General features: G+C 44.1%; 27 protein-coding genes. 8 read left to right on the forward strand and 19 right to left on the reverse strand.

All coding sequences use genetic code 11. The annotated features are described in order from the left end of the window. The first annotated feature begins 15 nt into the window (after positions 1–15). Positions 16–1,158, forward strand: a complete 1,143-nt coding sequence (gene ytvI, locus AC503W_RS14665; RefSeq protein WP_402957716.1) for a sporulation integral membrane protein YtvI — start codon at positions 16–18, stop codon at positions 1,156–1,158. 52 nt (positions 1,159–1,210) lie between these two features. On the opposite strand, the gene aceA is transcribed toward ytvI, so the two are convergent. The 11 genes from aceA to AC503W_RS14720 all read right to left on the reverse strand — a co-directional run bounded on the left by aceA (position 1,211) and on the right by AC503W_RS14720 (position 15,678). Further along, positions 1,211–2,494, reverse strand: a complete 1,284-nt coding sequence (gene aceA, locus AC503W_RS14670; RefSeq protein WP_427686754.1) for an isocitrate lyase — start codon at positions 2,492–2,494, stop codon at positions 1,211–1,213. Between the two features lie 48 nt (positions 2,495–2,542). After that, complete coding sequence (gene aceB / locus AC503W_RS14675) at positions 2,543–4,135, reverse strand: malate synthase A (RefSeq protein WP_427686756.1); 1,593 nt, start codon at positions 4,133–4,135, stop codon at positions 2,543–2,545. Positions 4,136–4,473: 338 nt separating this feature from the next. Next, the gene (locus AC503W_RS14680; protein WP_402874380.1) at positions 4,474–4,866 is read right to left on the reverse strand and encodes an FxsA family protein; all 393 of its coding nucleotides are present in this window, start codon (positions 4,864–4,866) and stop codon (positions 4,474–4,476) included. An 81-nt stretch (positions 4,867–4,947) separates the two neighbouring features. Beyond that, the gene (gene pyk, locus AC503W_RS14685; RefSeq protein WP_402986594.1) at positions 4,948–6,708 is read right to left on the reverse strand and encodes a pyruvate kinase; all 1,761 of its coding nucleotides are present in this window, start codon (positions 6,706–6,708) and stop codon (positions 4,948–4,950) included. An 83-nt stretch (positions 6,709–6,791) separates the two neighbouring features. Beyond that, positions 6,792–7,751, reverse strand: a complete 960-nt coding sequence (pfkA, locus tag AC503W_RS14690) for a 6-phosphofructokinase (protein ID WP_402874373.1) — start codon at positions 7,749–7,751, stop codon at positions 6,792–6,794. Between the two features lie 273 nt (positions 7,752–8,024). Beyond that, positions 8,025–9,023, reverse strand: coding sequence for an acetyl-CoA carboxylase carboxyl transferase subunit alpha (accA, locus tag AC503W_RS14695; protein WP_402874370.1), 999 nt, complete (start codon positions 9,021–9,023; stop codon positions 8,025–8,027). Then, complete coding sequence (accD, locus tag AC503W_RS14700) at positions 9,020–9,883, reverse strand: acetyl-CoA carboxylase, carboxyltransferase subunit beta (RefSeq protein ID WP_402874367.1); 864 nt, start codon at positions 9,881–9,883, stop codon at positions 9,020–9,022. The genes accA and accD overlap by 4 nt, the downstream gene beginning before the upstream one ends. A gap of 91 nt (positions 9,884–9,974) precedes the next feature. Further along, complete coding sequence (locus tag AC503W_RS14705; RefSeq protein WP_427686758.1) at positions 9,975–10,604, reverse strand: FadR/GntR family transcriptional regulator; 630 nt, start codon at positions 10,602–10,604, stop codon at positions 9,975–9,977. A gap of 5 nt (positions 10,605–10,609) precedes the next feature. Then, on the reverse strand, positions 10,610–11,851 hold the full coding sequence (ystJ, locus tag AC503W_RS14710) for an NADP-dependent malic enzyme (RefSeq protein ID WP_427686760.1): 1,242 nt from the start codon (positions 11,849–11,851) through the stop codon (positions 10,610–10,612). A gap of 109 nt (positions 11,852–11,960) precedes the next feature. Next, positions 11,961–15,320 (reverse strand): DNA polymerase III subunit alpha, encoded by a 3,360-nt coding sequence (gene dnaE, locus AC503W_RS14715; RefSeq protein ID WP_427686762.1) that lies wholly within the window; start codon positions 15,318–15,320, stop codon positions 11,961–11,963. A 49-nt stretch (positions 15,321–15,369) separates the two neighbouring features. Next, positions 15,370–15,678 (reverse strand): hypothetical protein, encoded by a 309-nt coding sequence (locus tag AC503W_RS14720; protein WP_427686813.1) that lies wholly within the window; start codon positions 15,676–15,678, stop codon positions 15,370–15,372. Here AC503W_RS14720 and AC503W_RS14725 point away from each other — a divergent pair. Genes AC503W_RS14725 through AC503W_RS14735 form a run of 3 tightly spaced genes read left to right on the forward strand, consistent with a single transcriptional unit; the run spans position 15,563 to position 16,745 of the window. Then, positions 15,563–15,841, forward strand: a complete 279-nt coding sequence (locus tag AC503W_RS14725) for a YtrH family sporulation protein (RefSeq protein ID WP_402874635.1) — start codon at positions 15,563–15,565, stop codon at positions 15,839–15,841. The genes AC503W_RS14720 and AC503W_RS14725 overlap by 116 nt on opposite strands. Beyond that, positions 15,838–16,341 (forward strand): sporulation membrane protein YtrI, encoded by a 504-nt coding sequence (gene ytrI, locus AC503W_RS14730; protein WP_427686764.1) that lies wholly within the window; start codon positions 15,838–15,840, stop codon positions 16,339–16,341. The genes AC503W_RS14725 and ytrI overlap by 4 nt, the downstream gene beginning before the upstream one ends. Positions 16,342–16,361: 20 nt before the next feature. After that, positions 16,362–16,745, forward strand: coding sequence for a VOC family protein (locus AC503W_RS14735; protein WP_427686768.1), 384 nt, complete (start codon positions 16,362–16,364; stop codon positions 16,743–16,745). A gap of 19 nt (positions 16,746–16,764) precedes the next feature. On the opposite strand, the gene AC503W_RS14740 is transcribed toward AC503W_RS14735, so the two are convergent. Then, on the reverse strand, positions 16,765–17,703 hold the full coding sequence (locus tag AC503W_RS14740; RefSeq protein WP_427686769.1) for a DHH family phosphoesterase: 939 nt from the start codon (positions 17,701–17,703) through the stop codon (positions 16,765–16,767). 165 nt (positions 17,704–17,868) lie between these two features. Between AC503W_RS14740 and AC503W_RS14745 the strand changes: the two genes are divergently transcribed. Continuing rightward, positions 17,869–18,171 (forward strand): YtpI family protein, encoded by a 303-nt coding sequence (locus AC503W_RS14745; protein ID WP_427686771.1) that lies wholly within the window; start codon positions 17,869–17,871, stop codon positions 18,169–18,171. Between the two features lie 27 nt (positions 18,172–18,198). Here AC503W_RS14745 and AC503W_RS14750 read toward each other — a convergent pair whose 3' ends face one another. The 3 genes from AC503W_RS14750 to AC503W_RS14760 all read right to left on the reverse strand — a co-directional run bounded on the left by AC503W_RS14750 (position 18,199) and on the right by AC503W_RS14760 (position 20,660). Beyond that, positions 18,199–19,518 carry a DRTGG domain-containing protein gene (locus AC503W_RS14750; RefSeq protein ID WP_427686773.1) on the reverse strand — a complete coding sequence of 440 codons (1,320 nt, stop codon included), beginning with the start codon at positions 19,516–19,518 and terminating at the stop codon, positions 18,199–18,201. 68 nt (positions 19,519–19,586) lie between these two features. Continuing rightward, positions 19,587–19,814: a hypothetical protein gene (locus tag AC503W_RS14755; protein ID WP_427686774.1), complete on the reverse strand. Its 228-nt coding sequence runs from the start codon at positions 19,812–19,814 to the stop codon at positions 19,587–19,589. 165 nt (positions 19,815–19,979) lie between these two features. After that, positions 19,980–20,660 (reverse strand): metal-dependent hydrolase, encoded by a 681-nt coding sequence (locus AC503W_RS14760; RefSeq protein WP_427686776.1) that lies wholly within the window; start codon positions 20,658–20,660, stop codon positions 19,980–19,982. A 113-nt stretch (positions 20,661–20,773) separates the two neighbouring features. Here AC503W_RS14760 and AC503W_RS14765 point away from each other — a divergent pair, with 113 nt between their 5' ends. Both AC503W_RS14765 and AC503W_RS14770 read left to right on the forward strand, forming a co-directional pair. Further along, the gene (locus tag AC503W_RS14765) at positions 20,774–21,871 is read left to right on the forward strand and encodes a M24 family metallopeptidase (RefSeq protein ID WP_427686778.1); all 1,098 of its coding nucleotides are present in this window, start codon (positions 20,774–20,776) and stop codon (positions 21,869–21,871) included. Between the two features lie 83 nt (positions 21,872–21,954). After that, complete coding sequence (locus AC503W_RS14770; RefSeq protein ID WP_402986602.1) at positions 21,955–22,407, forward strand: universal stress protein; 453 nt, start codon at positions 21,955–21,957, stop codon at positions 22,405–22,407. A 53-nt stretch (positions 22,408–22,460) separates the two neighbouring features. Here the strand turns inward: AC503W_RS14770 and argH are convergent, their stop codons facing one another. Both argH and AC503W_RS14780 read right to left on the reverse strand, forming a co-directional pair. Then, the gene (argH, locus tag AC503W_RS14775; RefSeq protein ID WP_427686780.1) at positions 22,461–23,840 is read right to left on the reverse strand and encodes an argininosuccinate lyase; all 1,380 of its coding nucleotides are present in this window, start codon (positions 23,838–23,840) and stop codon (positions 22,461–22,463) included. Next, positions 23,837–25,042, reverse strand: coding sequence for an argininosuccinate synthase (locus AC503W_RS14780; protein ID WP_427686782.1), 1,206 nt, complete (start codon positions 25,040–25,042; stop codon positions 23,837–23,839). The genes argH and AC503W_RS14780 overlap by 4 nt, the downstream gene beginning before the upstream one ends. 214 nt (positions 25,043–25,256) lie before the next feature. Between AC503W_RS14780 and AC503W_RS14785 the strand changes: the two genes are divergently transcribed. Then, the gene (locus tag AC503W_RS14785; RefSeq protein WP_427686811.1) at positions 25,257–25,571 is read left to right on the forward strand and encodes a hypothetical protein; all 315 of its coding nucleotides are present in this window, start codon (positions 25,257–25,259) and stop codon (positions 25,569–25,571) included. A 61-nt stretch (positions 25,572–25,632) separates the two neighbouring features. Here AC503W_RS14785 and AC503W_RS14790 read toward each other — a convergent pair whose 3' ends face one another. Both AC503W_RS14790 and AC503W_RS14795 read right to left on the reverse strand, forming a co-directional pair. Next, positions 25,633–26,145 carry a MogA/MoaB family molybdenum cofactor biosynthesis protein gene (locus AC503W_RS14790; RefSeq protein ID WP_402874324.1) on the reverse strand — a complete coding sequence of 171 codons (513 nt, stop codon included), beginning with the start codon at positions 26,143–26,145 and terminating at the stop codon, positions 25,633–25,635. Continuing rightward, a complete protein-coding gene (locus AC503W_RS14795; RefSeq protein WP_402874322.1) occupies positions 26,142–26,984 on the reverse strand; it encodes an EcsC family protein in 843 nt (280 codons plus the stop codon). Before AC503W_RS14795 ends, AC503W_RS14790 begins: the two co-directional genes overlap by 4 nt. Positions 26,985–26,999 lie beyond the last annotated feature (15 nt).

A 26,999-nucleotide genomic window follows, 5' to 3' on the forward strand; every position in this document is an offset into this window, starting at 1 on the left:
GAAGGAGGGAATGTCTTGAATCCTGTTTACATCTACCGTTTCATTCGTTTCATATCAGTCATCGGAATCATCATTTTGGGCGGGATTGCCTTATTTTATTTATCTAAGTATACGTATCCATTCATTATTGCCATGATCATTGCTTTCTTGATGAACCCCCTTGTGACTTTCTTCGAAAAGAAAGCTCACTTGCCACGAGGACTTGCTGTATTTGTCTCCCTATTACTCATTTTCCTTATTTTCGCCGGACTCATCACCCTATTAGTTACCGAAATCATATCAGGTACTAATTACCTTGCGGGTGTGATACCGGAACATATCGAAACCATCGTAGATTACATAGAAACGCTCATTGCCACCAAGATCATTCCCCTATATAACCAAACCACAGCCATGTTCAATACATTAGATCAAGATCAGCAGGACACCATCCTAAAGAACATCCAAAATATTGGTGAATCCATCACTACCGGGGTCAGCGGTTTCATTCAGGCATTCCTGAAAAACATCCCCGCCATCATCGGCTGGTTTCCAACGACGGTGACAGCACTACTCTTTACCCTACTGGGCACTTTCTTCATCAGCAAAGACTATGACCGTTTCGGACGAATGACGGGAAATGTATTGCCAAATAAACTATTTTCCGGGGCCAAACGTTTATTCCGTGATTTAAAACGAGCATTATTCGGATTCATTCGCGCTCAATTCACTCTAGTTTCATTAACGACCGTTACCATTTTAATCGGATTTCTTATATTAGGGGTCAAGTATTCGATTACCATCGCTTTAATTTGCGGCTTAGTCGATATCATTCCTTATCTGGGTACAGGAACCATCTTCATTCCATGGATCATCTTCGAATTCATCTCTGGGAATACCAGTCTTGCCATCGGGCTGTCTGTGCTTTACATCATCGTTGTTGTCCAGCGCCAACTAATTGAACCAAAAGTTCTTTCTTCTAGTATTGGCTTGGATCCACTTGCTACTCTCATCGCCTTATTCATTGGTTTTAAATTAATCGGGTTTCTTGGATTGATCGCCGGGCCAGTAGCCCTAGTCATATTCAATACCCTTCAACGTGCTCATGTCTTTCAAGCCATTTGGTCGTACATCATGGGACCGGATACGAAAAAACCTACTCCAAACAAATTTCTTTAGAATCAAAGAAAAATCCGCCCGATATTCGGGGCGGATTTTTTCTATCTATCTCTTATTTTGATGTTTCGAATTGTTCAGCTTCAGTAGAACCAGCAAGTGCTGTTGTAGAAGAAGTTCCACCAGATACAACCTGTGCCACTTCATCGAAGTATCCAGTTCCAACCTCGCGTTGGTGACGAGTTGCCGTATAGCCGTCCCCTTCACTAGCGAATTCTGCTTGTTGAAGTTCTGAGTATGCTGCCATTCCACGGTCTTTGTATCCAAGAGCAAGGTTAAACATGCTATGGTTCAATGAATGGAATCCAGCAAGTGTAACGAATTGGAATTTGTAACCCAGTTTCCCTAATTCGACTTGGTAGCTCGCAATTTCCTCATCACTCAATTTCGCTTTCCAGTTAAACGATGGCGAGCAATTGTATGCTAGTAGTTTTCCTGGGAACTCAGCATGAATCGCTTCAGCAAAACGACGGGCATCTGCAAGGTTCGGCTCGGACGTTTCACACCAGATAAGGTCAGCGTACGGTGCATAAGCCAGGCCACGAGCAATCGCTTGGTCAAGTCCCGCTTTCGTGCGGTAGAATCCTTCTGGAGTACGTTCGCCTGTGATGAATGGGGCATCGACTGGATCGATATCATCCGTGATCAAGTCAGCGGCGTCAGCATCCGTGCGAGCAATCAATATAGTCGGTGTTCCCATTACGTCTGCAGCCAAGCGGGCAGAAATCAGGTTACGTACGGCAATTTGTGTTGGAAGAAGCACTTTCCCACCTAAATGGCCACATTTTTTCTCGGAGGAAAGCTGATCTTCAAAGTGAACACCGGCAGCTCCAGCTTCGATCATCCCTTTCATTAGTTCGAAAACATTAAGGGCTCCACCAAAACCTGCTTCCGCATCAGCTACGATAGGGGCAAACCAATCGATATCGTCTTTTCCTTCAGCAAAGCTGATTTGATCGGCCCGTTGCAGTGTTTGATTGATGCGTTTAACGACTTGTGGTACAGAGTTTGCTGGGTATAAGCTTTGATCCGGGTACATCTGGCCAGCGATATTCGCATCTGCAGCCACTTGCCAACCACTTAGATAGATGGCCTTTAAACCCGCTTTTACTTGTTGCATCGCTTGGTTACCAGTCAATGCTCCTAGTGCATTGATGAAATCTTCTTGTTTCAGGAGATTCCATAGTTTTTCAGCTCCCCGACGCGCTAAGGTGTGCTCGATGTCAATGGACCCTCTTAATTTGATAACTTCCTCAGCTGTATACGTGCGTTTAATTCCAGTCCATCTTGAATCATTTTCCCAGCTTTGTTGTAATTGCTCTACTCTTTCGTTCGTCATTATATTTTCCCCCTAATAGTTTATAGTACGTTCATAATTGATAGAATATTAAGATAATTTTTCGTATGCTGGATTCGTTAAGAAATCAGCGAAGTCTTCAGCCACAATCAATTCTTCGAATAGTTTAGTAGATTCTTCAAATTTCCCTGTTTTGAAAGCTTCTTCACCAATCTCGGATTTAATGACTTCCAATTCTTCCTCTTTAATTTGATGGAATAATTCTTCCGTCACTTTCCTGCCATCTTCTAGTATGCCTTTAGGATGACGAATCCACTGCCACACTTGAGCGCGGGAAATTTCTGCTGTAGCGGCATCTTCCATCAAGTTATTGATAGGAGCCGCTCCTCTACCACATAACCAGGAAGCGATATACTGAATGCCGACGTTTATATTTGTCCGTAAGCCAGCCTCCGTAATGGATCCTTCTGGGACTTCCAGCAAATCTTTAGCCGTCACTTCTACATCTTCACGTTTGCGGTAAATTTGATTCGGTTTCGGAACAAGAAGGTCAAACACTTCTTTCGCAGTACTCACCATGCCTGGATGAGCGACCCATGTACCGTCATGCCCATCTCTCGCTTCACGTTCTTTATCCGCTCGGACCTTCGCGAACGCCTCATCATTCTTGGCCGGGTCATTCTTGACCGGAATTTGGGCAGCCATTCCACCGATTGCCGGAGCATTACGGGTGTGGCAAGTCTTGATTGCGAGAAGGGAGTAAGCCCTCATGTTCGGAACCGTCATTGTAACCTGTAATCGATCTGGGAAGATTACGTCCTCTGAGTGACGGAATTTCTTCAGGAAGCTGAAGATGTAATCCCAGCGACCGCAGTTTAGGCCTGCTGAGTGTTCTTTCAACTCATACAAGATTTCGTCCATTTCGAATGCTGCAAGAATCGTTTCGATTAGTACCGTCGCTCTAATTGTCCCCTGCGGAACTCTTAAATCATTCTGGGCATAGACAAAGATGTCATTCCATAATCTGGCTTCGAGATGACTTTCCATCTTTGGAAGATAGAAGTATGGACCGCTTCCATTTTCGATCAATGCTTTCACATTATGATAAAAGTAAAGACCGAAGTCGAATATGCTGGCGGATATAGGCTGTCCATTTAATAGAACGTGTTTTTCTTCCAAGTGCCAGCCACGGGGTCTGATTTTCAAGACTGCCGTTTTTTCATTCAATCTATATACTTTACCGTTTGGATTTTCAAATGAGATGGTACCGCGGATGGCATCCCTCAAGTTCAGTTGCCCATCTATGCAATTTTCCCAAGTAGGCGAGTTGGCATCTTCAAAGTCTGCCATAAACACGCAAGCCCCTGAGTTTAATGCATTGATGATCATCTTACGATCAACCGGCCCTGTAATTTCAACCCTGCGGTCTTGCAAGTCCTTCGGGAGGGGAGCGATTGTCCAATCACCTTCACGGATATGTTTCGTTTCCTCCAGGAAATCAAGCTGCTTTCCTTGGTTTATTTCCTCTTGGACCGTTTTACGTCGCTCTAACAGTTCCCTTCTCCTTGCACCGAACTGCCGTTCAATCCGTTCAATGAATTGAAGCGCTTCCGTAGTAAGTATTTGTTCATATCCAGGCTTGATATCCCCTGTTATTTGTAAACCTTTTGCTTCAGTAATCATGTTGCTTTCCACATCCTTTCAAACTCTTATATGTTATAATACAGTTATTTTATTTCCTGTTTGTATTATATAACACGCTGTATAAATTTGTCACCTACTTTTCCAACTTTTTTAAAAAAAGATATTAATTTACTATAGAAAGCCTGGTATATAGGCATTTCTATTAGAAAAATAATTGAAAATATTCTGTTTTTTTATTTCTTTCTTTCTTCATTGTCCATTTTTGCATGAAACAGTTAAGATTTTGAGTGGCAAGATTTCCTTCATATGTGGAAGCATTTATGGGCTGAACGCAAAAAAAGGCTATCCACATTCTTATCTTTGTGGATAGCCTTTTTCTATTTATGTTGAATGATCGTTACTTTTCCTTTATTCATCCTGTTCATCATAATCCGAATAACAATTGGTTTTAGAAGATTACGGGTGGGTGGAAATACCAGGATCAATCCCAAGACATCCGAAATCAGTCCGGGTGATAGCAACAGAGCGGATCCGATGAAGATACAGATTCCATCGACGATTTCATTTCCAGGCATCATCCCTTGACGAACCTGACCCTGTGCCTTTTTCCATATTTCCATTCCTTGGCGTTTAGCCAAATAAGCTCCGATTAAACCAGTGGCTACAATTAGGAACAGCGTTGGCCAAAACCCAATCAGATTGCCAGATAATAAGAGGACAATAATCTCAATGATCGGCATCGCAATGATAAACAATAAAAAGTACTTCATTTACATTCCTCCTGCACAGCCCACTTCTGGTGCGGTACACCTATCTTACATCAACGATTGGATTTCATCCAAAATTTTGTTTTACAAAACTTTGGCATGACCATCATAAATGATTCCACGGCTGGCATCGACCGTTATTCTCTGTCCATCCTTAAAGGCCTTTGTCGCATTATCAGCCCCGACAATGACAGGAATGCCTAAGGTAACGCCGACAACTGCCGCATGGCTAGTCAAACCGCCTTCTTCAGTAATCAATGCGGCACACTTTTCTATTGCCGGCATCATTTCACGATCCGAACCGATTGTAACCAAAACAGATCCTTCTTGTACTTTTTCCAAGGCTTCCTTGGCATTCTTGGCAACGACCACTTCACCCTTCGCTGTTTTCCTACCGATTCCTTGAGCCTTCAATAGAACCTCTCCTAACACATGAATTTTCATCAAGTTAGTCGTCCCTATTTCACCTACAGGCACACCAGCGGTAATCACCACTAAATCCCCATGGGAAACGATTCCGGATTCCAGGCTTTGGTCAATCGCTGTTTGGAGCATATCATCTGTCGTCTCTGCTTTAGGCCCCATCTGCGGATAAACGCCCCAGACCAATGCAAGCCGTCTGGATACATCTTCATTAGAGGTAACGGCAATAATAGGCGCTTTTGGACGATACTTAGAAATCATCCGTGCTGTATGACCGCTTTCAGTCGGTGTGATGATTGCACCTGCATTAAGGTTAAGCGCAGTATGTGCAACGGATTCCCCAATGGCATCTGTCACATTATGTCGATCCGACTTACTATTCCTTGTAAGGATATCCCGATAATTAAGCGCTGTTTCTGCACGTGAAGCAATATTATGCATAGTCTGAACGGCTTCGACTGGGTAAGTTCCCGCAGCTGTTTCACCAGAAAGCATGATGGCATCCGTTCCATCGAAAATCGCATTCGCCACATCACTTGCCTCAGCTCGTGTCGGACGTGGATTACGCTGCATCGAATCAAGCATTTGTGTAGCGGTAATGACCGGTTTGCCTGCATTGTTACATTTCTTGATCATATCTTTTTGAACAAGTGGCACTTCTTCCGCAGGGATTTCAACACCTAAATCACCACGCGCAACCATCAAACCATCAGCTACTTCTAAAATTTCATTGAGACGGTCCACGCCTTCCTGGTTTTCAATTTTAGGGATGATTTGAATATGCTCTGCTTTATTTTGTTGCAACAATTCCCGGACTTCCAGTACATCCGACGCCCTGCGGACGAAAGAAGCGGCCACGAAATCGATTCCTTGTTCGATACCGAAAAGGATGTCCTTTTCATCTTTTTCCGTAATCCCTGGCAAGTTTACGGAAACGCCAGGAACGTTGACGCCTTTTTTATTTTTCAATGTACCGCTGTTTAGGATTTTCGTATGAATTTCTTTTTTTGTTTCATCAATTGCTAACACTTCAAGACCAATCAAGCCATCGTCCAGCAAAATTCTAGATCCAGCTTGTACATCATATAGAAGCCCTTCATAGGTAATGGAGAATTTCTCTGGTGTCCCCAAAACTTCTTGCATCGAAATCGTTACTTCTTTACCTGCCGTCAACTCGATCGAGTCATTCTCCATGTTATTCGTCCGTATTTCAGGACCTTTTGTATCAAGCAAGATAGCGACCTGTTTCCCCGTTTTCTCTGATGCTTCTCTTATATTGCGAATTCTTGCAGCATGTTCCTCATGATTACCGTGGGAAAAATTAAGACGTGCTACATTCATCCCTGCCTCGATTAATTGAGCCAACTTTTCTACACTTTCACTAGCTGGCCCAATGGTACATACAATTTTAGTTTTGCGCATGGTGTCAACCTCCTAAAGAAACTCGTCCTCTACCGCCATATGACGGAGAGTGACGTAGTATTAAACATATTTTTTTCAATCATTTAAATAGACAATTCTTCTGATAGGTCATACATTTTCTTATCAATCGTGTGCTTCTTCGATAAGGCATCGATGATATCGTAATCAACCAGTTTATTTTCCTCAATGCCAACAGCCCTGCCACCTAAACCTTCAAGAAGCAATTCGACTGCGCGGGCGCCAAGCCTGCTTGCCAACACACGGTCAGACGCAGTAGGAGAGCCACCACGTTGTACATGACCCAGAACCGTAACACGCGTTTCGAACCCTGCTTTCGCTTCTATCTGTTTGGAAATCTCCATAGCACTGCCTACACCTTCTGCCACAACGATGATACTATGCTTTTTCCCGCGTTCATGTCCCCGGTTCAGCTTTCCTATCATCTCTTCCATATCGAAATCGTATTCCGGGCATAAAATGGTCTCAGCCCCTCCTGCAAGACCGGCCCAAAGAGCAATGTCACCGGCGTTTCGGCCCATCACTTCAACCACATACGTCCGTTCGTGGGAAGTCGCTGTATCCCTGATTTTATCAATCGCATCGATGACCGTATTAAGGGCTGTATCAAAACCAATCGTAAAGTCCGTTCCCGGAATATCGTTATCGATCGTTCCCGGAACGCCAATGCAAGGAAAACCTCGTTCCGTCAATGCCTTCGCTCCAAGGTAAGACCCGTCACCGCCAATGATGACGATGCCCTCAATACCCACTTTTTTCAGTTGTTCGATTGCCTTTAACTGTCCCTCTTCCGTTTTGAATTCAGGACAGCGGGCAGTATGTAACATCGTGCCTCCGCGGTGTATGATATCCCCGACAGAACCAAGCTCAAGACGTCTTATGTCGCCATTGATCAACCCTTCATAGCCATGGTAGATGCCATAGACCTCCATTTCATGAAAAATCGCTTTCCGGACTACTGCCCGGACTGCAGCATTCATGCCTGGAGAATCCCCTCCACTTGTTAATACCCCTATTTTTTTCATTATGTTCACCTCTCCTACTGCGCTAATGACATAAAACTTTTCAATAACCTCATTGTACCCTTTTTTCACCTAAGATAAGCAAGGAACTCTTCTTACTGCTTAATCCAATGTATTAAGACTAACGTATTCTGAACAGAAATTGAAGTAAATTGCGTTAAAGATTGTTTTATTTCCCAAAATAGGAATCAATTTAGTCACCTGGGTATTTAAGTATCATATTAAGGTTGAAAAAACGTGTTGCCTGCGGCAGCACGTTTTTTCTTGGCCATGTATTTATGAATGTTGTTTTACTTCCAGTATCGGTCCTTCTGGCTGTCCTTCAAATTCATATTCACCGATATTTTTAAATTTCATATAACGCTGATTGATCAGTTCCTCACTATTAAGGGAAAGAAGCTCATTGATTGATTGCTTCAACATATCCTTAATCGCTTTGGCTTGCTCCTCGGCATCGCGATGGGCCCCGCCTTTCACTTCAGGAATGATTTCATCAATGACTCCCAATCGGTTGAGGTCAGGAGCCGTGATTTTCATCGTTTCGGCTGCACGCTTGGCTTGGGAAGCATCCTTCCACAAGATAGCGGCTGCTCCTTCAGGAGAAATGACAGAATAAGTGGAGTTCTCCAGCATATAAATCCGATCCGCTACTCCTAGAGCCAAAGCACCACCACTTCCACCTTCACCAATGACAATACTGATAACAGGTACATTAAGTCCTGCCATTTCAAAAAGGTTTTTTGCGATGGCTTCACTCTGACCACGCTCTTCCGCTGCTTTACCAGGGAAGGCACCTTTCGTATCTATGAAACAAATGATGGGACGATTGAACTTTTCGGCTTGTTTCATCAGACGTAAAGCCTTTCGATAGCCTTCAGGATGTGGCATACCAAAATTACGACGGATATTTTCCTTTGTATCCTTACCACGCTGATGGCCGATGATGGTCACAGCACGTCCATCAAATTCCCCGATGCCTGCTACGATGGCTTCATCATCACCATAGTAACGGTCACCATGGAATTCCATAAATTCATTAAATATAAGAGGGATATAATCAAGTGTTGTCGGACGGGCTGGGTGACGAGCGATCTGCACGCGATCCCATGGCTTCAAGTTATTATAAATGTCCGTTTCCAACTTCTCGAGACGCTGTTCCAAGCTTTCAATTTCAGCTGTCAAATCAACATCTGCTCCCTTTGTTATTTCCCTTAGTTCTTTAATCTTGCTTCGAAGCTCTGTGACAGGGCGTTCGAATTCCAATTCGTAAATCATAACCATTCACCACCCGGGGCATGAATTTTCAGGATCGTTGTCAAGGTATCTTTCATTTCCGTCCGTTTAACCACAGCATCCAATTGGCCATGCTTCATCAAAAATTCAGCTGTTTGGAAATCTTCAGGAAGATCTTCATGTATCGTTTGTTCAATGATCCGTCTTCCAGCGAACCCTATCAGGGCACCAGGTTCTGCAAGGTTAATATCCCCAAGAGATGCAAAGCTGGCTGAAACGCCGCCAGTTGTAGGATGGGTCATCATCGAAATGATCAATCCACCTTCATTGCTGAACATTTTAAGGGCGGCACTTGTTTTGGCCATCTGCATGAGGCTCAGAACACCTTCTTGCATTCGCGCCCCGCCAGATGCGGTAAAAATGATGAATGGTATCTTCAATTCGCCGGCCCGTTCAATCGCCCGTGTGATTTTTTCTCCAACGACGGACCCCATACTTCCCATCCGGAAATTGGAATCCATGATGGCCGTTGATATTTGGAAACCATTTATGCTTCCTACCCCTGTAACCACTGCCTCATTAATTTTGGCCTTCACTTTATCCTTTTCCAGCTTTTCCAGATAATCCGGGAATTGAAGGGGGTTAACGGAAATCATTTCTTTATCAAATTCAGTGAAACTATTGGCGTCGAAAAGAAATTCTATGCGCTCATGAGAGGACATGGAATGATGGAACCCACAATGCAAACAGACTTTTACGTTTTTCACTAATTCTTTTGTATACATGATTTTTTTGCAACCTGGGCACTTCGTCATAATTCCTTCAGGTACATCCTGTTTTTCACGATCTAAAGGAACCGTTGCATATTTCTTCTTAGATTTTGCAAATAGCTCTTTAAGCAAGTCTAATCCTCCCTTTGCCACCAAACCTCTTTTTAAAGAAACTTTGGTCCAAACTATATCAGAAATATATTCAAAATCGTGTAAAATGCTGTCACTCTTCCTTCGACAAATTTCTGATTTTAGTAAGGTATGCTTCGATGGCTTTTTCTTCATCACGTTCAAGCAAATATGTAAGCAACAAAAGATAATCTTCTTTTTTCGTTTTTGTTTTGATCTGCTCTGATGCTCTAGCATAGCTGTTGACAATACGCCAAATTCTTTCAAGCAAACGATTGCGGTTTAATATGGCGATCCTCAAGAAGAAATCATCATCATGGAATTCTTCTGCCTTGACCCAGTCCATTAACGATTTAACCTCTTGGGCAGTGGCGAAGAAGGCCACGATCTTCAAACAATCGATTTCAATTAACCGTTTGGTCTCGGCTAAATCTTCTTGAACTTTTTTATCTTGCAAAAAAAAGGTTCCCAGAAGCTCGACTAACTTATGCTCCTGGAAATCCCTAATAAACGTTCCTTCACCACGTCTAGTTTCTATCAATCCTAAAAGCTCTAGTGCTCGCAATGCTTCACGGACAGATGAACGTCCAACATTCAGACGGTCGGATAACTCCCGTTCAGAAGGAATCTTATCGCCCGGTAAGAGGTTATCCGCTTCAATCATGCTCCGCAGGCTTTCCACAACATCGAGATAAATTTTGGTTGAAGAAGTACGTTCTGCCAAATTAGTTAATCCTCACTTTGTCCAATGATTGCTAGTTTTCTTGTTTTTTCTTTAATTTGCTCTGGATCGGCTTGAATTCTTGCGACCCCGGTTTCCATCGCTGCCTTTGCCACAGCGGCAGCGACTGCAGGCGCTACCCTAGCATCAAAAGGGGCGGGAATAACATAGTCTTCATGAAGTTCATGCTCTTCTATTAAACCGGCAATCGCCTGTACAGCTGCCACCTTCATTTTTTCATTGATATGCGTTGCACGTACATCTAAAGCGCCTCGAAAGATTCCAGGGAAAGCCAGGACATTATTGACCTGGTTTGGGAAGTCGGAGCGACCGGTCCCCACCACCTTGGCCCCTGCAGCTTTCGCTTCCTCCGGCATGATTTCAGGATTGGGGTTAGCCATGGCGAAAATGATTGGATCGTCGTTCATGGAAGAAATCATGTCCTTATTCAACGCTCCCGCCGCAGACACACCGATGAATACGTCCGCTCCCTTGATAACTGTCGCAAGGTTTCCTTGGACCTTATCCCGGTTGGTCACTTTCGCTACTTGCTCTTTTATATCGTTCATACCTAACGTACGCCCTTCATAGATGGCACCTTTCGTGTCACACATGATGATGTCACGCACTCCATAGCTATAAAGCAACTTTATGATGGCAATGCCTGCCGCTCCGGCACCACTGGCCACGACTTTAATTTCCGTTATCGATTTTCCTACAAGACGCAAAGCATTTACAAGACCGGCCACGGTTACAATTGCTGTACCGTGCTGATCATCATGAAATACAGGGATATTCATTTCTTTTTTTAATCGTTCTTCGATTTCAAAACAATTCGGTGCTGCAATATCTTCTAGGTTCACTCCGCCAAAGGTCGGTTCGAGCAATTTGACGGTCTCTACAATCTTATCCACATCCGTCGTTTTTAAACAGATTGGAAAGGAATCCACTCCCGCAAAACTCTTGAACAAGACCGCTTTGCCTTCCATGACAGGCAAGGCGGCTTCAGGACCGATATTGCCTAGGCCCAACACTGCCGTTCCATCAGAAATAACGGCGACCGTATTCCCCTTCATGGTATAGTCATAGACGGTTTCAGGTTTTTCGTAAATTTCCTTACATGGTTCGGCGACACCAGGAGAATATGCCAAGCTTAAATCTACTGCATTCCTAACTGGTACTTTCGAAACGGTTTCTAATTTCCCTCGATTCAAGCGATGCATATGTAATGCTTCTTCTCTTAATGTCATATTCTCACTCCTAGAACGAATTGGGCAACCCGGAATTATGCTGAAATCTAGTGGTCAGACCACATGGGTCTGCATTCAATATAACATACCTGATAAAGTTGTAAAATAGTTAATCTCTCTTATAAACGACATTTCCTTTTCCTAACAATCCTTTTAAAAGATCGATTAACTTATCGCCCGGGTTGACCCAATCCCAATAGGATAGCTGTACATAGCGGTTTTCCCGCTCATAAAATAGCATGACCTTCGTTTCGCCAGTATGCTGGATTAATATTTTTTTTATTTTTTGAAGAGTGTCTTTTGTTTGCTTTTCCGCTTCAATCCTCAAGAAAAGCGTTCCTGCTTTTTTCTGTGCCATATCTTTCACTTGGTCCAGCGGATAGACATATTGGACGATGAGCTGTGTTTTTCCGCTCCGCTCTTCCAATGTACCTTGAAGCATGGCCAACTGTCCGTGATTCAAGATGGCAGAGTAGTTTTTATACACATTGGGGAATACGACGGCTTCAAGATCGCCTTCTTCATCACTGACAGTCAAGAATGCCATCACATCACCCTTTTTCGTACGGATGGTCTTAACCGCCGTGATGTACACACCAAGCAGGATTTTTGCCTCTTTTTTACTTACTGCTTCATCGATGGTCAAGCAACCGAAGTGCCCGAAAAGTTCTTTATGGCTCGTCACGGGATGATTGGAGAGGTATAGGCCAAGTACACTCTTTTCCAAGGATAGCTTGTCCTCCACCGGAATGGGATCGACATGATTGTATTTAGGCTTTAGCGAGAATTCACCATCCGAAAACATATCGAATAGATCATCATCCGGATTGACCAATTCGGTATGGCTGATTGCGACATCCAGGCTAGCAAGCAAGGTGGCACGGTCTTCGCCAAATTCATCAAAGGCACCTGAATGCACCAACGCTTCCAATACCTTTCGATTGACGATTTTTCCCGACACCCGTAAACAGAAATCGAATAGGTCCCCGAATTTCTTTTGGCGTCTAGCCGCAAAGATTTCCTTCAGGACGGTCCCACCGATTCCTTTTATGGCACCAAGGCTGAATCGGATTCCTTCTTTCCCCGGTAAAAAAGGATAGCCGCTTTCATTAATGGAAGGAGGCAGCACGGAAATGCCTTTCTTCTTGGCTTCACGCACATACTGGGAAATCTTATCGTCATTTCCGACGGCAGAAGTCATGAGGGCAGCCATGAAATACTCAGGATAATGGGTTTTCAAATAGGCAAGCTGATAGGCAATGACACTGTAAGCTACAGCATGGCTCCTGTTGAATCCATAATTGGCGAACCGGACGATCAGGGTATAGATATCGTCCGCTGTTTTCTCGGAATACCCTTGCTTCAAGGCCCCATTCACGAAGTGCTCCCTCTCCTGGTCCAATACTTCCTTTTTCTTCTTCGAGACGGCACGCCTTAGTAAATCGGCCTCTCCCAGGGAGAAACCGGCAAGTCGTGATGCAATCTGCATGATCTGTTCCTGATATACGATGACGCCGTATGTAGGATCTAGAATCTCCTTCAAATCCGGATGGTGGTATTCAATTGGGACCAGCCCGTGTTTGCGCTCGATGAAAAGTGGGATGTTTTCCATTGGACCTGGACGATATAAGGCGTTGACCGCGACGATATCTTCAAAACGGTTTGGCTTTAGGTTCATTAATACCTTCCGGATCCCATCCGATTCGAACTGGAATACGCCCGTCGTTTCACCCCGTCCCAGCATGGACAAGGTCTTCGGATCATCCATGGGTATATGGGAGAGGTTCAGTTTTTTCCCGATCCCCTTTTGGATGTTTTTCAAAATATTATCCAGGAGCGTTAAGTTGCGAAGGCCTAGAAAATCCATTTTCAGAAGGCCGAGTTCCTCGAGGAGGTCCATTGGATATTGCGTCAGATGGATGCCATCATGCCCTTCCTGAATCGGGATATGCTCAGTGAGCGCCTGATCGCTTATGACGACGCCAGCCGCATGTGTGGAGGTATGGCGTGGAAGCCCTTCAAGCAGCAGTGCCGTTTCAAAAAGCTTCTGGTTCCGCTCACTTTCCCTTACGAAATCCTGTAATCGCTTGGATTCTTTTAATGCTTCAGGCAAGGTGATCCCAAGGCGTCCCGGAATCATTTTCGAAACCATTTCCTGCTCTTTTGTATTCAAACCGAAAACGCGGCCGGTATCACGCAACGCCGCTTTTGCCGCTAAAGTACCAAATGTTATGATTTGGGCAACATGCAATTCCCCGTATTTCTTCGCGACATAAGCAATCACTTCCTCGCGGCGGTTATCCGGAAAGTCGATATCGATATCTGGCATAGTCACCCGCTCAGGATTTAGAAATCGCTCGAACAGCAGGGAGTGTTCGATTGGGTCGACATCTGTAATGGACAATACGTAGGCAACCATCGATCCTGCCGCAGATCCCCGTCCTGGCCCCGTCAAGATCTGGTGGTCCCTTGCGAATTTCATGAAATCCCAGACGATTAAAAAGTAATCGCTGAATTTCATTTGCTTGATGACAGCCAATTCAAAGCGCAGACGCTCTTCATATTGGATGGATGGTTCAGGCATTCTTTTCTTCAAGCCCTGGAAGCAGAGGGCTTCGAGCATTTCTTCAGCCGTAACTCCAGCTGCGGTAGGGTATTTGGGTAGCAGGGAACGATGAAAAGGAATAGTGAGATTGCATTGCGCGGCTATATGTAGCGTATTTTGAAGGGCATCCGGCAAGTCACTGAACCGTTCAGCCATTTCAGCACGGCTTTTCATATAATACTCTGTGGATGGAAGCACCACCCTCGTTTCGTCCGCCAGCTTGTCGCCATTACCGATGGCGAGTAGCGCTTCATGTGCCAGTGCATCATTTTGGTTCAAGTAATAGACCGGATTCGTCGCCACAAGCTCGATTTCCAGCTCTTTGGCCAAATGACGGATTGCTTGTATTCGCTGCTCCTCCTTGGCCATCCCCAGCCGTTGAAGGGATAAATAAAAGTTATCCTGTCCGAACACCTTCAAAAATTGCCCGGCCGCTTTCCTTGCCTCCTCGGTCCTTTCTTCTTCCAATAATCTTTCGATTTGGCCATCCGCACCCGGGGAAAGCGCTATTAATCCCGTAGAATAGGCTTTAAGCCAATTAAATGGAATGCCCGACGGAGATTTCGTTTTGATTGCACTGCTTATTTTCAGCAGGTTTTGGTATCCTTGAAGATTTCTTGCTAGTAAAAGAAGAGGATGTGCGGCATCTTGGTCATCTAGAACATCCGCAAGAATCCCGATAATCGGTTTTATCCCCTGTTTCTTGCATTCCTTATAAAAATAAACCGATCCATACATAACATTCCGGTCGGTTAATGCTAGACTCGTATGGCCATCCGCTTTCGCTTTAGCCACAAGTTCACGAATTTTCACCGTACTGCTCAGCAGGCTGTATCCGCTCTGAATATGGAGATGTGTATACACGTTTTTTTCTCCCACCTTTGAAAGGGCATGTTTCTTTTCATTATAGTGTTTATTTCAAAAAAAGAAAATATGTTCTCATTCCCAATCGGGTTTGTCCACTTTGATTTTCAGAGGCTATCATATTCCCTCCGCGCATCCCATATAAATAGAGTAGAAGAATATCAAGCCAAAAAGGATGATGATACATGAATGAAGCCTTTGTTCCGGCATTTATCAACAGTTTTTTCATCGCGCTCGGCGTTTTGCTTGGCGGGTCGATCATTGGCGGACTGGCGGCTTTTTTCACGGGACAAGCCCCGATGACGACCGTTTTCCGTTTATCGGATAGCCTAAGGATCTGGGCGATCGTCGCTGCCATCGGGGGGACCTTCGATATGGTCTATAATTTTGAACGTGGCATTTTCCACGGGCAGACGAAGGATATCGTGAAGCAGGTGCTATTGATCCTCTCCGCCCTCGGGGGTGCACAGACAGGGGCGTTAATCATCAATTGGTTCACGCAGGAGCATATTTCGCCATGAGGATCCCCCCTTATCATCGACTACCTACCTGGCAGCGTTTTTTTGCCGGTGCAGCATTAGGCGGATTGCTCAGCTGGGTGATTTTCTTTTACATGTACGGAGTGCAGCAGGAAACCCAGATCCGGATCATTCATGAGCAAAGAGAAGAAATGAAGGATTTGACTGAAAAAATCGCGATTTGGGAGCAGGATTACAAAAAATTAAATCAAAAAAACGAAGAGATTTTGACAATTCAAGAAGTCGAGGTGAAAATTACCAACGGGCAATTTTACAGCCTCGATAAGCTGAGTATCGCCGATGCCGAGGATGTCATAGAAGATGACCTCTCTTCCCTTCTGGCAAAAGACGTCGTAAGTGTATATAACGGAAAAATGCTACTTAAGAAGTCGATTGAAAACAAACTCATCAAGATTAATAAGAAATGGTACGAGCTGGAAGTCAATGAAATTATGTTTTATACGAAAATGAATATTGAACTCACAATCAAGAGGGCGAAATGATGCGATGGGAGAGGTGAACGATGAACCCAATCTTAAACCAAATCGGTACGGTCTTCATCCCGGTTCGTGATATTGAAGTGGCCCGCGATTGGTATTCCGACCTGTTGAGCATCCCGGTGACCGGGGAAATTTCATTCGGGCACCTGTATGCCCTGCCTATGATCGGAACGGGCATTGTTTTGGACAGTAAGATATTTTCCGAAGACCGCATTTTCAGGGTCCCCCCCTTTCACTTCAATACGACGAATATCATCGAAGCGTACGAATATATGAAAGGGAGAGTAGAATGTACAACAGGGATCATACATGACCGATGGTTCAACTTCAAAGATCCCGATGGCAATCAGTTAAAAATTTCCCAGCATCGTGACTATCTAAAAGGCAAAAGACCAAATTCAAGATGATTTGGTCTTTTTGTTCTTCTTATTCGGCTTTATTTACCTCTTCTAAGTCAGCCAAAATGTCATCTACTGCATCCCAAGAATAAATAGAGGCCCCTGCTGCAAATGGATGTCCGCCACCATTGTATTTCCTGGCGATCATGTTGATGATTGGACCCTTAGAACGGAAACGAACCCGGATTTCCTTTTCTTCTTCAATGAAAAAGACCCATGATTTCACGTTTTTAATCGAACCCAGCGAGGAGACAAGCTGAGAGGCTTCTGAAGGCGTCGCATGAAATTTTTCCAGGATATCCTTCGTGATGATCATCTTCCCTGTTCCGTTTGGTAGGATTTCGAAGTTTTGCAGCACATACCCATTCAGGCGGGTGATGCTTTCCTCGACATCATACATCTCTTGATATAACTGTGGACGGGAGAATGAATAATGAATCAACTCACTCGCATAGGAGAATGTTTTCTCGGTCGTGCTTTGAAAAAGAAAACGTCCCGTATCACCCACGATCCCCGCATACAGGAGACGGGCTACCTCATCGCTCATCTTCAATCCTTGATCTTTACCAAATAGATAAAATTCATAAATCATTTCACTCGTCGAGCTTGCGGACGTATCGACCCACAGCATGTCTCCATAAGGATCTTCGTTCGGATGGTGATCGATCTTGATCAGCTTATCCCCTGTCGGATAGCGGCTGTCACAGATTCGGTCGGTATTGGCGGTATCACAAACGATGACCAAGGCCCCTTGGTACATTTCATCCGAAATCACATCGAGCCTCCTTAAATAATGTAACGTAGGCTCTTCTTTCCCGACCGTGAAAATGCGCTTCTCAGGAAATGACGCTTTCAGGATTTCAGCCAATCCCCCTTGCGAACCGTAAGCATCCGGGTCAGGCCGGACGTGGCGATGAATGATGATCGTATCATAATGCTTTATATCTGCTAATATTTCAGCCTTCATATAAATCTCCTTTTTATAGATGGTATTGTACAAATTAAGACGATATATTTTATTTAATCAAAAAATTGGGGGAATAGGAAGACACATCTTGTTTTAGGTGGCAATCTCTAGAGATTCCCGCTACAATAAAAAGGTACATATGTTAAATTGGGGGAATTATAAACGATGCCTATCCTTGTCACCTTGATCGTTCTGTCACTAGGGATTTATGTATTTTACAAAATCAAAATGGTACGCACGAAAATGCCGATGGAGAAAAAGTGGATTTCAGGAAAATCATCCATTGCCCTCGGTGCCTTTGTAGCCTTATTTGGAATCAATCAGCTATTCCTTTTCCAGACGACCGTTACATACATCATTGCCGCTGTATTCATTTTTGTCGGACTTTTCAGCGTTTGGGGCGGTTATAAAATGTATAAATTCTACCTCCCACATGCCATTGAAGAAGCCACAAATCAAAGAGGATAATCGAATTCGATTATCCTCTTTTTCTAATTAAGAACGATCGAGCAACTGACAGGTCAGCATCGCCTTTCCTACAAGCTTACCTTGGTTAAATACCTCGACATCCACTTTCCCGAACTTACGTCCCACATCCAGGACACGCGGATGAATTTCAAGCGTACTGTCGATCTGAACAGGCTTGATGAAGTAGATCGTCATATTTTCAACGACTAAATCGCCGCGCTTATAGCTTCTGAGCGCACGATTGGCTGAATCCGTAACAAGTGTCGTGAACACCCCACTTGAAATCGTCCCAAGATAATTGGTCATTTGCGGTGTAACACCATAGCTATACACTTCTTGTCCCTTGCCTTGGTTTGACGACATCACCAGCTGACTCGTGATCGTATCGTCAATCGTTTCACCGACCTGTGGCTGTCTTTGGCTCATCTGTAGCGCCTTCAGTACATCCTGCCTGCTCACGATCCCTTTCAGGATGTGACTGTCGCTAACGACCGGAATCAACTCGATCCCTTCCCACACCATCATATGGGCTGAGGAGGCGACACTCATTTTATCGCCTACGGTCATCGGATTCTTCGTCATCACCTTATCAATGAGCGTCGTTTCTTCTTGGCCCATGACATCTTTTGAGGTGACCATGCCCTGAACCTTCATGTTTTCATCAACGACAGGGAAACGGCTATGACCCGAATCCTGATTCAATTCATGCCAATTTTGAACCCGGTCCCCCACGGTCAAGAAGGTCGTTTCCTGAACTGGCGTCAAAATATCCTCTACCAATAAGATTTCCTTTTTGATCAATTGGTCATAAATGGCCCGATTGATCATGGTCGCGACAGTAAAGGTATCGTAACTCGTTGAAATGACCGGCATCTCCAATTCATCGGCCAATATCTTAACGGATTCTTCCGCATCGAACCCACCGGTGATCAGCACCGCTGCACCCGCTTTTAACGCGTGCTCATGCGCCTGGGTACGATTGCCTACAATCAATAGGTTTCCTGCACCCGTATATCGCATCATGGCCTCAAGCTTCATCGCACCGATGACGAATTTATTTAACGTTTTATGAAGACCCGTTTTTCCACCCAAGACTTGTCCATCAACTATATTGACTACCTCGGCAAACGTTAGCTTCTCAATATTCTCTTTTTTCTTTTTCTCAATACGGATCGTGCCGACCCGCTCAATGGAACTTACATAGCCTTGATTCTCCGCTTCTTTAATCGCACGGTATGCCGTACCCTCACTAACATTCAGGACTTTGGCAATCTGGCGGACGGAAATCTTTTCACCAACCGGAAGTCCATCGATATGTTTTAATATTTGTTCATGCTTTGTAGCCAAGCGCTTCACCCTTTTCACGGTATTCCTATATCCCATTATAAGGTCAAAGAGCCTAGATTATCAAACAACTACTGATATTCACGCAACCTTTTCTTTTCGTGCAACCGTTTCCCTTTCCTTTTTGCTGGTGAATACAGGATGCCCGTCAAATTGCCCGCAACGGCCAACAGCGCGAACAGCAGCCAAGTTCCCCCAAACAAACTCTCTAGGCCCCCGCTTTCCAACGTTAGGCGTGGCACTGCATAATACAGCATCACACCGCATAAAAGCAAACAGAGCAATAACCTTTGCTTCATCCAACCCCCTCCTTCATTCCATCCCTTCATTTTATGCAAGAGGATGAATAAAAAGAATGAAGCCTACAGGGGATTTTTATGGTTGTCGTCGAGACATACTACATCGTACTTCCTGATTATTCATTTCCTATATAAAAAGGAGCCCCGAATCAGGCCCCTGTTGCATTATAAGTCGATTACATCTCCGGGTTCCATGACAAGTCCATTTTTTGCTTCTAGCATACCGATGAATTTGTTTGGATCCTGTTTGATGACCGGGAACGTGTTGTAGTGGATCGGCACGACCTGCTTCGCCTGGAGGAATTTTGCGGCAAGCGCTGCATCTTCCGGCCCCATTGTGAAGTTATCGCCAATAGGCAGAAATGCCAGATCAATCGGATGTCTTTCCCCAATCAGTTTCATGTCGGAATAAACGGCCGTGTCACCAGCATGATAGATCGTTTTTCCTTCTACAGTCAACAATACGCCGGCAGGCATCCCTAAATAGATGATCTGACCATCCGCTGTATTGAATCCGGTTCCATGAAAGGCAGGTGTCAACTTCACTGTGCCAAAATCGAATTCATAAGCACCACCAATGCTCATGCCATGAGTCCTGACGCCTTGGTTTCCTAAATACACGGCTATTTCAGCAATTCCGATGACAAGGGCATCGTTCTTTTTCGCTAATTCCACCGTGTCACCAATGTGGTCATTATGACCATGTGTTAAGATGATGACATCCGGCTTTACGTCCGCCACCTTTAAATCCGTTAGTTCATTTCCATTGATGAATGGGTCAAAAAGAATCGTCTTGCCATTGGTCTCCACTTTCACGATGGCATGTCCATGAAAAGATACTTTCATTACTGATGCTCCTTTCCGATACACACTTTTTTGAATTTTTTCAAAAGCTTTACCATTTACTATTCAAATAGTTATTGCTAAGGTAATTATATCCTATCTATGGAGGAATCGTCATGAATAAACATTTGAAAGAACTACAAAACTGGTTGCAAACCAATGAGTTGGACGCAGCCATCCTAACTTCTACCGAAAACGTCTTTTACTGCAGTGGATTCTTTAGTGATCCGAATGAAAGACTGCTTGCACTAGCCATTTTTCCGAACGCGGAGCCATTTTTGGTTTGTCCGCAAATGGAAGTGCCCGATGCCAAGAATGCTGGATGGCAAGGCGAGATCATTGGCTACACCGATATCGAAGATCCATGGTTGAAAATCCAGAAAGCGGTTAGTCAACGTGGATTATCCTTGAAGAAAATCGCGATTGAAAAACAACATATGAATGTGGAACGCTATGAAAACATACAGCATCATTTTGATGCGCCGGTACTCGTTTCAGCCGAGGAGAAGCTACAAAAGATGCGAATGATCAAATCCGAAGATGAAATGATCAAGATTCGTGAAGCCTGCCGACTTGCCGATGTGGCTATCGAGGTCGGGGTCAGCGAAATCCGTGAAGGGAAAACCGAAATGGAAATCCTGGCTGCGATTGAATTTGAAATGAAGAAGGTCGGCGTTAGCCACATGTCATTCTCTACAATGGTACTGACTGGAAAGAATGGAGCTTCGCCTCATGGAACACCAGGAGCATCGAAAGTTCAGCGCGGTGACCTCGTTCTTTTTGATCTAGGTGTCGTATACGAAGGATATTGCTCAGACATCACCAGGACCGTCGCATTCGGGGACATCAATGACAAGCAAGCGGAGATCTATGAAACGGTTCGAAAAGCGCAGGAAGCGGCCATTGCAGCAAGCAAACCCGGCATTGCTTGTTCCGAGATCGACCGGACTGCCAGAAGCATCATCCAGAACAAAGGCTACGGCGACTATTTCCCACACCGTCTTGGGCACGGACTTGGCATTAGCGTCCATGAATATCCATCGTTAAAGGAAACGAATTCACTTAAGTTGCAAAAGGGAATGGTTTATACAATCGAACCAGGTATCTATGTTCCCGATGTGGCTGGTGTGAGGATAGAGGATGATCTGTACATAACCGAAACAGGTTGTGAAGTCTTGACGAAATATCCGAAAAGCCTCCAAATATTAAGATAGACTTCACCAAAAATTCGTAAATTTGTTACAATTGAATAAGGAAAATTATAGTATAATGGGAGTGAAGTAGAAGGAGGAGATTCATGATGGGTACGATAGATTATAAAAATATCCTTGTAGCGGTGGACGGTTCTGAAGAAGCAGAATGGGCCTTAAAAAAAGCGATATACCTTGCAAAACTAAGTAACGCGACTCTAGTTCTGGCTCATATCGTCGACACCAGGAATTTCCCGACTATCGAAGCTTACGATATGACTATCCGCGATCGTTCTGAAACCTTTGCCAATGACTTATTGGAAAAGTATAAAACAGAAGCGGTGGCCTCTGGCATCACTAACGTAATTACGGAAGTGGAGTATGGTTCTCCTAAAGTCAAAATACCAAGAGACTTAGCGAAAAAACATACGATTGATTTAATCGTTTGTGGTGCGACTGGACTTAATGCCGTTGAACGTTTCTTGATTGGAAGCGTATCAGAAGGTATCGTCCGTCACTCAAATTGTGATGTCATCATTGTTCGTACTGATAAAAACTAAAATTTTTTAAAAAAAAGATCGTACACCAAATCGGTGTACGATCTTTTCATTTGTTATTCACTTATGAGTTTCTCCGCTTTTTCAATCGCAAGCTGCACTTGGGCAAACCCAGTACCGCCTGCACTATTGCGGCGTTTAACTGCTTCGTATGGATTTAATGCGTCGTAAATATCCTCTTCGAACAACTCGGATGCTTCCTTGAATTGTTCCATGCTTAGGTCCACTAAATAGCAGCCGTTTTGCACACAGAATAAAACAAGTTTGCCGACGACTTCGTGGGCTTTACGGAAAGGCATGCCTTTCGAAGCCAGATAATCGGCCAATTCGGTTGCATTGGAAAAGTCATTTTTCGTTGCTTTTTCCATCACGTCTTTTTTCACTTTCATCGTTGAAATCATGCCTGCGAAGATTTTAAGTGAACCAGCGATCGTTTTAACCGTATCAAAAACGCCTTCTTTATCTTCTTGCATATCTTTGTTATAAGCAAGTGGCAGTCCTTTTAATACAGTCAGTAACCCTGTTAGATTCCCGTAAACCCGTCCTGTTTTACCGCGGATCAGCTCCGCCATATCAGGGTTTTTCTTTTGTGGCATGATGCTGCTTCCCGTTGAGAAAGCATCATCCAGTTCAACGAATTGGAATTCCTGGCTTGACCAAAGAATGATTTCTTCGCTGAAACGGGATAAATGCATCATCATCGTTGCACTGTTACTCATGAATTCCAGGGCAAAATCACGGTCACTTACTGCATCAAGACTATTTTCATATATGCCATCAAAGCCTAGTAGCTCTGCACTTAACGCACGGTCAATCGGAAAAGTCGTCCCTGCAAGCGCTCCTGCACCCAATGGAGAAATGTTGATTCTCTTGAAGCTTTCCGTGAAACGTTGTTTATCGCGCTCCAGCATCCAGAAATAAGCCATTAAATGGTGAGCGAATGAAATTGGCTGGGCACGCTGTAAATGCGTATACCCCGGAATGAGTGTTTCCACATTCTTTTTAGCCTGTTCCAAAATTGCTCCTTGGAGGCCATTAATGAGTTCCAGAATCACTTTCGTCTGGTTGCGCATGTAAAGATGAAGGTCTGTTGCCACTTGGTCGTTACGGCTTCTGCCAGTATGCAATTTACCTCCGACCGGGCCAATCGCTTCAATAAGCATGCTTTCAAGGTTAAGATGGATATCTTCCATCTCCACCTTGAAAGTCAATTCGCCTTTTTCCGCTTTTTCCTGTAAACCTTTTAGTCCTACAATGATTTGATCAGCATCCTCTTCAGGCAGGATCTGGCATGTCTTCAGCATGGTGACATGTGCCAAGCTGCCTTGAATATCTTCAAGGACAAGTTCCTGATCAAAGGATATGGAAGCCCCGAACTCATCTACCCATTCTTCGGCAGATTTCGTGAATCTTCCTCCCCAAAGCTTGCTGCTCACACTGTCACCTTCTTGTTGTTGACCATGCTGTTCACTTTCGTTGGAAGTCCCCATAATTTAATGAAACCAACTGCTGCCTCATGATCGAATTCGTCCGCTTTTGTATAGGTTGCTAGTTTTTCATTGTATAGGGAGTACTCTGATTTTCTTCCTTCAACAATGGCATGGCCTTTGAAAAGTTTTACACGGACAGTACCCGTAACGTTCACTTGTGTCTCTTTCAAGAATGCAGCCAACGCTTTTTGAAGTGGAGAGAACCAAAGTCCTTCATAGATCAATTCCGTCATTTTCTTCTCGATCACTGGTTTGAAGTGGGCAAGTTCTTTTACCAATGTAATATCTTCAAGCTCTTTATGTGCAGCGATCAATGTCATGGCACCTGGAGCTTCGTATACTTCACGAGACTTGATTCCTACTAATCTATTTTCTACGTGGTCGATACGTCCGACACCGTGTTTTCCGGCAATTTGATTCAATTCGACAATTAAATCAGCCAATTTGTAGTTTTTGTCATTCAGTGTAACCGGTACACCTTGTTCAAATCCGATTTCAATGATATCGGCAGTATCCGGTGTGTTTTCAAGGCTTGTTGTCAGGTCATATGCCTCTTCCGGAGGAGCAGCCCATGGATCTTCAAGGATTCCACATTCGTTACTTCTTCCCCATAGGTTTTGGTCGATTGAGTAAGGGCTAGCCAAACCGATTGGAACAGGAATTCCATTCTTCGCGGCATATTCGATTTCCTCTTCACGAGACCATCTCCAGTCACGAACTGGGGCAAGAACTTTCAAGTTAGGGTTTAATGCTGAAATGGATACTTCGAAACGCACTTGGTCATTTCCTTTTCCCGTACAACCGTGCGCAACGGCTACTGCATTTTCTTCTTCAGCCACTTCCACTAGCTTCTTCGCGATAAGTGGACGCGATAGAGCTGATACTAAAGGATATTTTCCTTCATATAATGTATGGGCTTGAAGAGCCGTCAATGCGAATTCATCGGCGAATTCGTCTTTGGCATCAATCACATATGAACTAACCGCTCCGACAGTGATTGCTTTTTCTTTAATGAAGTCTAAATCTTTTCCTTCACCGACATCCAAACAGCATGCCACAACGTCGTATCCTTGATCTTGTAACCATTTAATTGCAACAGAGGTATCTAATCCTCCAGAATAAGCTAAAACTACTTTTTGATTTCCCATGTTTTATCGTCCCTTTCGTGTGAATAAAAATTCATTCGTTGTTATTTTTATTCAATCTATGTTTAGTACTTTATCATTTTTATACAAGGAATACAAGGGGTATTTTACTGATTTCAGTAAAATTTTTTCGATATTCCAAATAATTTACACAATGGATACATCGGTTAAAATATAGTAATCTAAGAGTATGAAAACTGTGATTACAGGAGGCATTATGAAAGAACTTTTTACGTATGATGAACGGCTTGGAATCTCTATCCCCGACCTCCCCATGGAATGGGATGAATACTCTAAAGGAAAGCAGCACCGCATACTCGCACACTGGGAAAGCATCCGGGGCCACATCCCGGACCGTATACAGGAACTGGAAGCCATTATCAATCGGAAACAAGCTCAGCTCTCCGACGAAAGTAATTTTTCCCTGTCGTGCCAACTCAACACGGAAATCTCCGAATTGGCTTCCGTGATAAACGATCTTTGGCTTTGGTATCGGACCGATCATGGGATAAGTGAAAAGATGCATAATTAAGCCCATTTCCATGCAAAAAAAGCCCCAGTTTTTAAAACCGGGGCTTTTTTTGTCCGTTTCCTTATGTATCCTTCCGAATTTCCCCGACAACATGGCCCAATTCCGGAAGTATTAGTTTATTCATCGCAAGGCGAACCGCCCCAGATGAACCAGGAGTCGAAAAGATCGCTTTATTAAATGCCACTCCAGCAATCGCCCTTGATAGGATGGCTGCCGATCCGATATCTTCTTGATAGCTCAACATACGGAAAAGCTCACCAAAACCGGGTATCTCTTTAGTCATCAATTCTTTTACCGCTTCAATCGTGACATCCCTGTTTGCGATGCCTGTACCGCCATTGGTTAGGATGGCATCGACTTGATTGCTTTTTCCGCCGGCCGTAATCGCCTCTTGGATTGCACCCCGTTCGTCCTTCACGATTTCATATTCTGTCACTACATGGCCCTGTGATTTTAGGAGGTCCATCATCAAGGATCCGCTTTTATCCGTTTCTTCGTTTCGCGTATCACTGACCGTGATCACCTTGCATCGAATCGGCTCCGTAGTGGCCTTTTTATGTTCCTTGACACTCATTCTTCATCGGCCTTCTTTCCCTGTAAATAACGATACTGATAGAATTTCTGGGCGAATTCACTGACATCTTTCGTCATTTGGTAATTAGCCCCGGCGCCAATGGCCATACTGATAAGCGGAACGCCGCCCAATAGTTTTTTCCTGAAAACCGTGATGGATACAGCTTTTAATAATTGCTTTAATGGCTGTTCCATCCACTTTGGATTCGTCAGCTCCTCTATTCCCATATACCAATATTCATCTTCCGCAGTCTGAATTTCCCGGACCAATTCTTCCCAAGCCACTCCTTGGAGCCGCTTAGGCATCGCCCCTGCATTGAATACCTTTAAGGCCATCATCATTTCAAAGGGTGTATTCCCTTCAAAACCATAAGACATCGCTATCAGCTGTACGGTTCGAACATTAATGACTGTCATGGCCGGGATATCACTTCCCAGTAGGAGCAACCCTCCACGACCGCTTATTCCTCCCTGCACAAAAGAATATAAACGATGCTTCGCAATATGCTGGTTCGCTATGTAGTTCAACTGGTCGATTGTTAAAAGGTGTACATCCTTGATCTCCTCAATCTCATCATTGAATACGCGTGCCGAGGCCAAAATGCGGTCTCTTGCGTCTATTTGAATGGATGAGCTCTGTACCATCGCATGCAAGTGAAATAACCAAGTATCAAGCTTTTCAAAAAATTGTTGTTGAACATCTTCAGGCAACCGTGAAAAACTTTGCTCTAGCCATTTATCATATAATGATGCCAGGTCTGTCGGATTATATTGGTTCAGTTTATCTTGCCATTCACTAATTTCATTCCAAGTTTTCATGTCCCGATTTGTGAATTCCATGCAACAAGCCTCCTT

This window comes from Peribacillus suis (assembly GCF_059384845.1).

What these genes read in the sequence shown, in the direction of transcription:
- pyk (WP_402986594.1), bottom strand. Translation starts at nt 6,708, where the DNA reads ATGCGCAAAACTAAAATTGTATGTACCATTGGGCCAGCTAGTGAAAGT.
- aceA (WP_427686754.1), bottom strand. Translation starts at nt 2,494, where the DNA reads ATGACGAACGAAAGAGTAGAGCAATTACAACAAAGCTGGGAAAATGAT.
- accA (WP_402874370.1), bottom strand. Translation starts at nt 9,023, where the DNA reads ATGATTTACGAATTGGAATTCGAACGCCCTGTCACAGAGCTTCGAAGC.
- AC503W_RS14770 (WP_402986602.1), top strand. Translation starts at nt 21,955, where the DNA reads ATGATGGGTACGATAGATTATAAAAATATCCTTGTAGCGGTGGACGGT.
- AC503W_RS14740 (WP_427686769.1), bottom strand. Translation starts at nt 17,703, where the DNA reads ATGAAGGCTGAAATATTAGCAGATATAAAGCATTATGATACGATCATC.
- AC503W_RS14795 (WP_402874322.1), bottom strand. Translation starts at nt 26,984, where the DNA reads ATGGAATTCACAAATCGGGACATGAAAACTTGGAATGAAATTAGTGAA.
- AC503W_RS14790 (WP_402874324.1), bottom strand. Translation starts at nt 26,145, where the DNA reads ATGAGTGTCAAGGAACATAAAAAGGCCACTACGGAGCCGATTCGATGC.
- AC503W_RS14735 (WP_427686768.1), top strand. Translation starts at nt 16,362, where the DNA reads ATGAACCCAATCTTAAACCAAATCGGTACGGTCTTCATCCCGGTTCGT.
- AC503W_RS14720 (WP_427686813.1), bottom strand. Translation starts at nt 15,678, where the DNA reads ATGGCAGCGACGATCGCCCAGATCCTTAGGCTATCCGATAAACGGAAA.
- AC503W_RS14785 (WP_427686811.1), top strand. Translation starts at nt 25,257, where the DNA reads ATGAAAGAACTTTTTACGTATGATGAACGGCTTGGAATCTCTATCCCC.
- AC503W_RS14765 (WP_427686778.1), top strand. Translation starts at nt 20,774, where the DNA reads ATGAATAAACATTTGAAAGAACTACAAAACTGGTTGCAAACCAATGAG.
- AC503W_RS14780 (WP_427686782.1), bottom strand. Translation starts at nt 25,042, where the DNA reads ATGGGAAATCAAAAAGTAGTTTTAGCTTATTCTGGAGGATTAGATACC.
- AC503W_RS14680 (WP_402874380.1), bottom strand. Translation starts at nt 4,866, where the DNA reads ATGAAGTACTTTTTATTGTTTATCATTGCGATGCCGATCATTGAGATT.
- AC503W_RS14755 (WP_427686774.1), bottom strand. Translation starts at nt 19,814, where the DNA reads ATGAAGCAAAGGTTATTGCTCTGTTTGCTTTTATGCGGTGTGATGCTG.
- ystJ (WP_427686760.1), bottom strand. Translation starts at nt 11,851, where the DNA reads ATGACATTAAGAGAAGAAGCATTACATATGCATCGCTTGAATCGAGGG.
- ytrI (WP_427686764.1), top strand. Translation starts at nt 15,838, where the DNA reads ATGAGGATCCCCCCTTATCATCGACTACCTACCTGGCAGCGTTTTTTT.
- AC503W_RS14760 (WP_427686776.1), bottom strand. Translation starts at nt 20,660, where the DNA reads ATGAAAGTATCTTTTCATGGACATGCCATCGTGAAAGTGGAGACCAAT.
- pfkA (WP_402874373.1), bottom strand. Translation starts at nt 7,751, where the DNA reads ATGAAAAAAATAGGGGTATTAACAAGTGGAGGGGATTCTCCAGGCATG.
- aceB (WP_427686756.1), bottom strand. Translation starts at nt 4,135, where the DNA reads ATGATTACTGAAGCAAAAGGTTTACAAATAACAGGGGATATCAAGCCT.
- AC503W_RS14745 (WP_427686771.1), top strand. Translation starts at nt 17,869, where the DNA reads ATGCCTATCCTTGTCACCTTGATCGTTCTGTCACTAGGGATTTATGTA.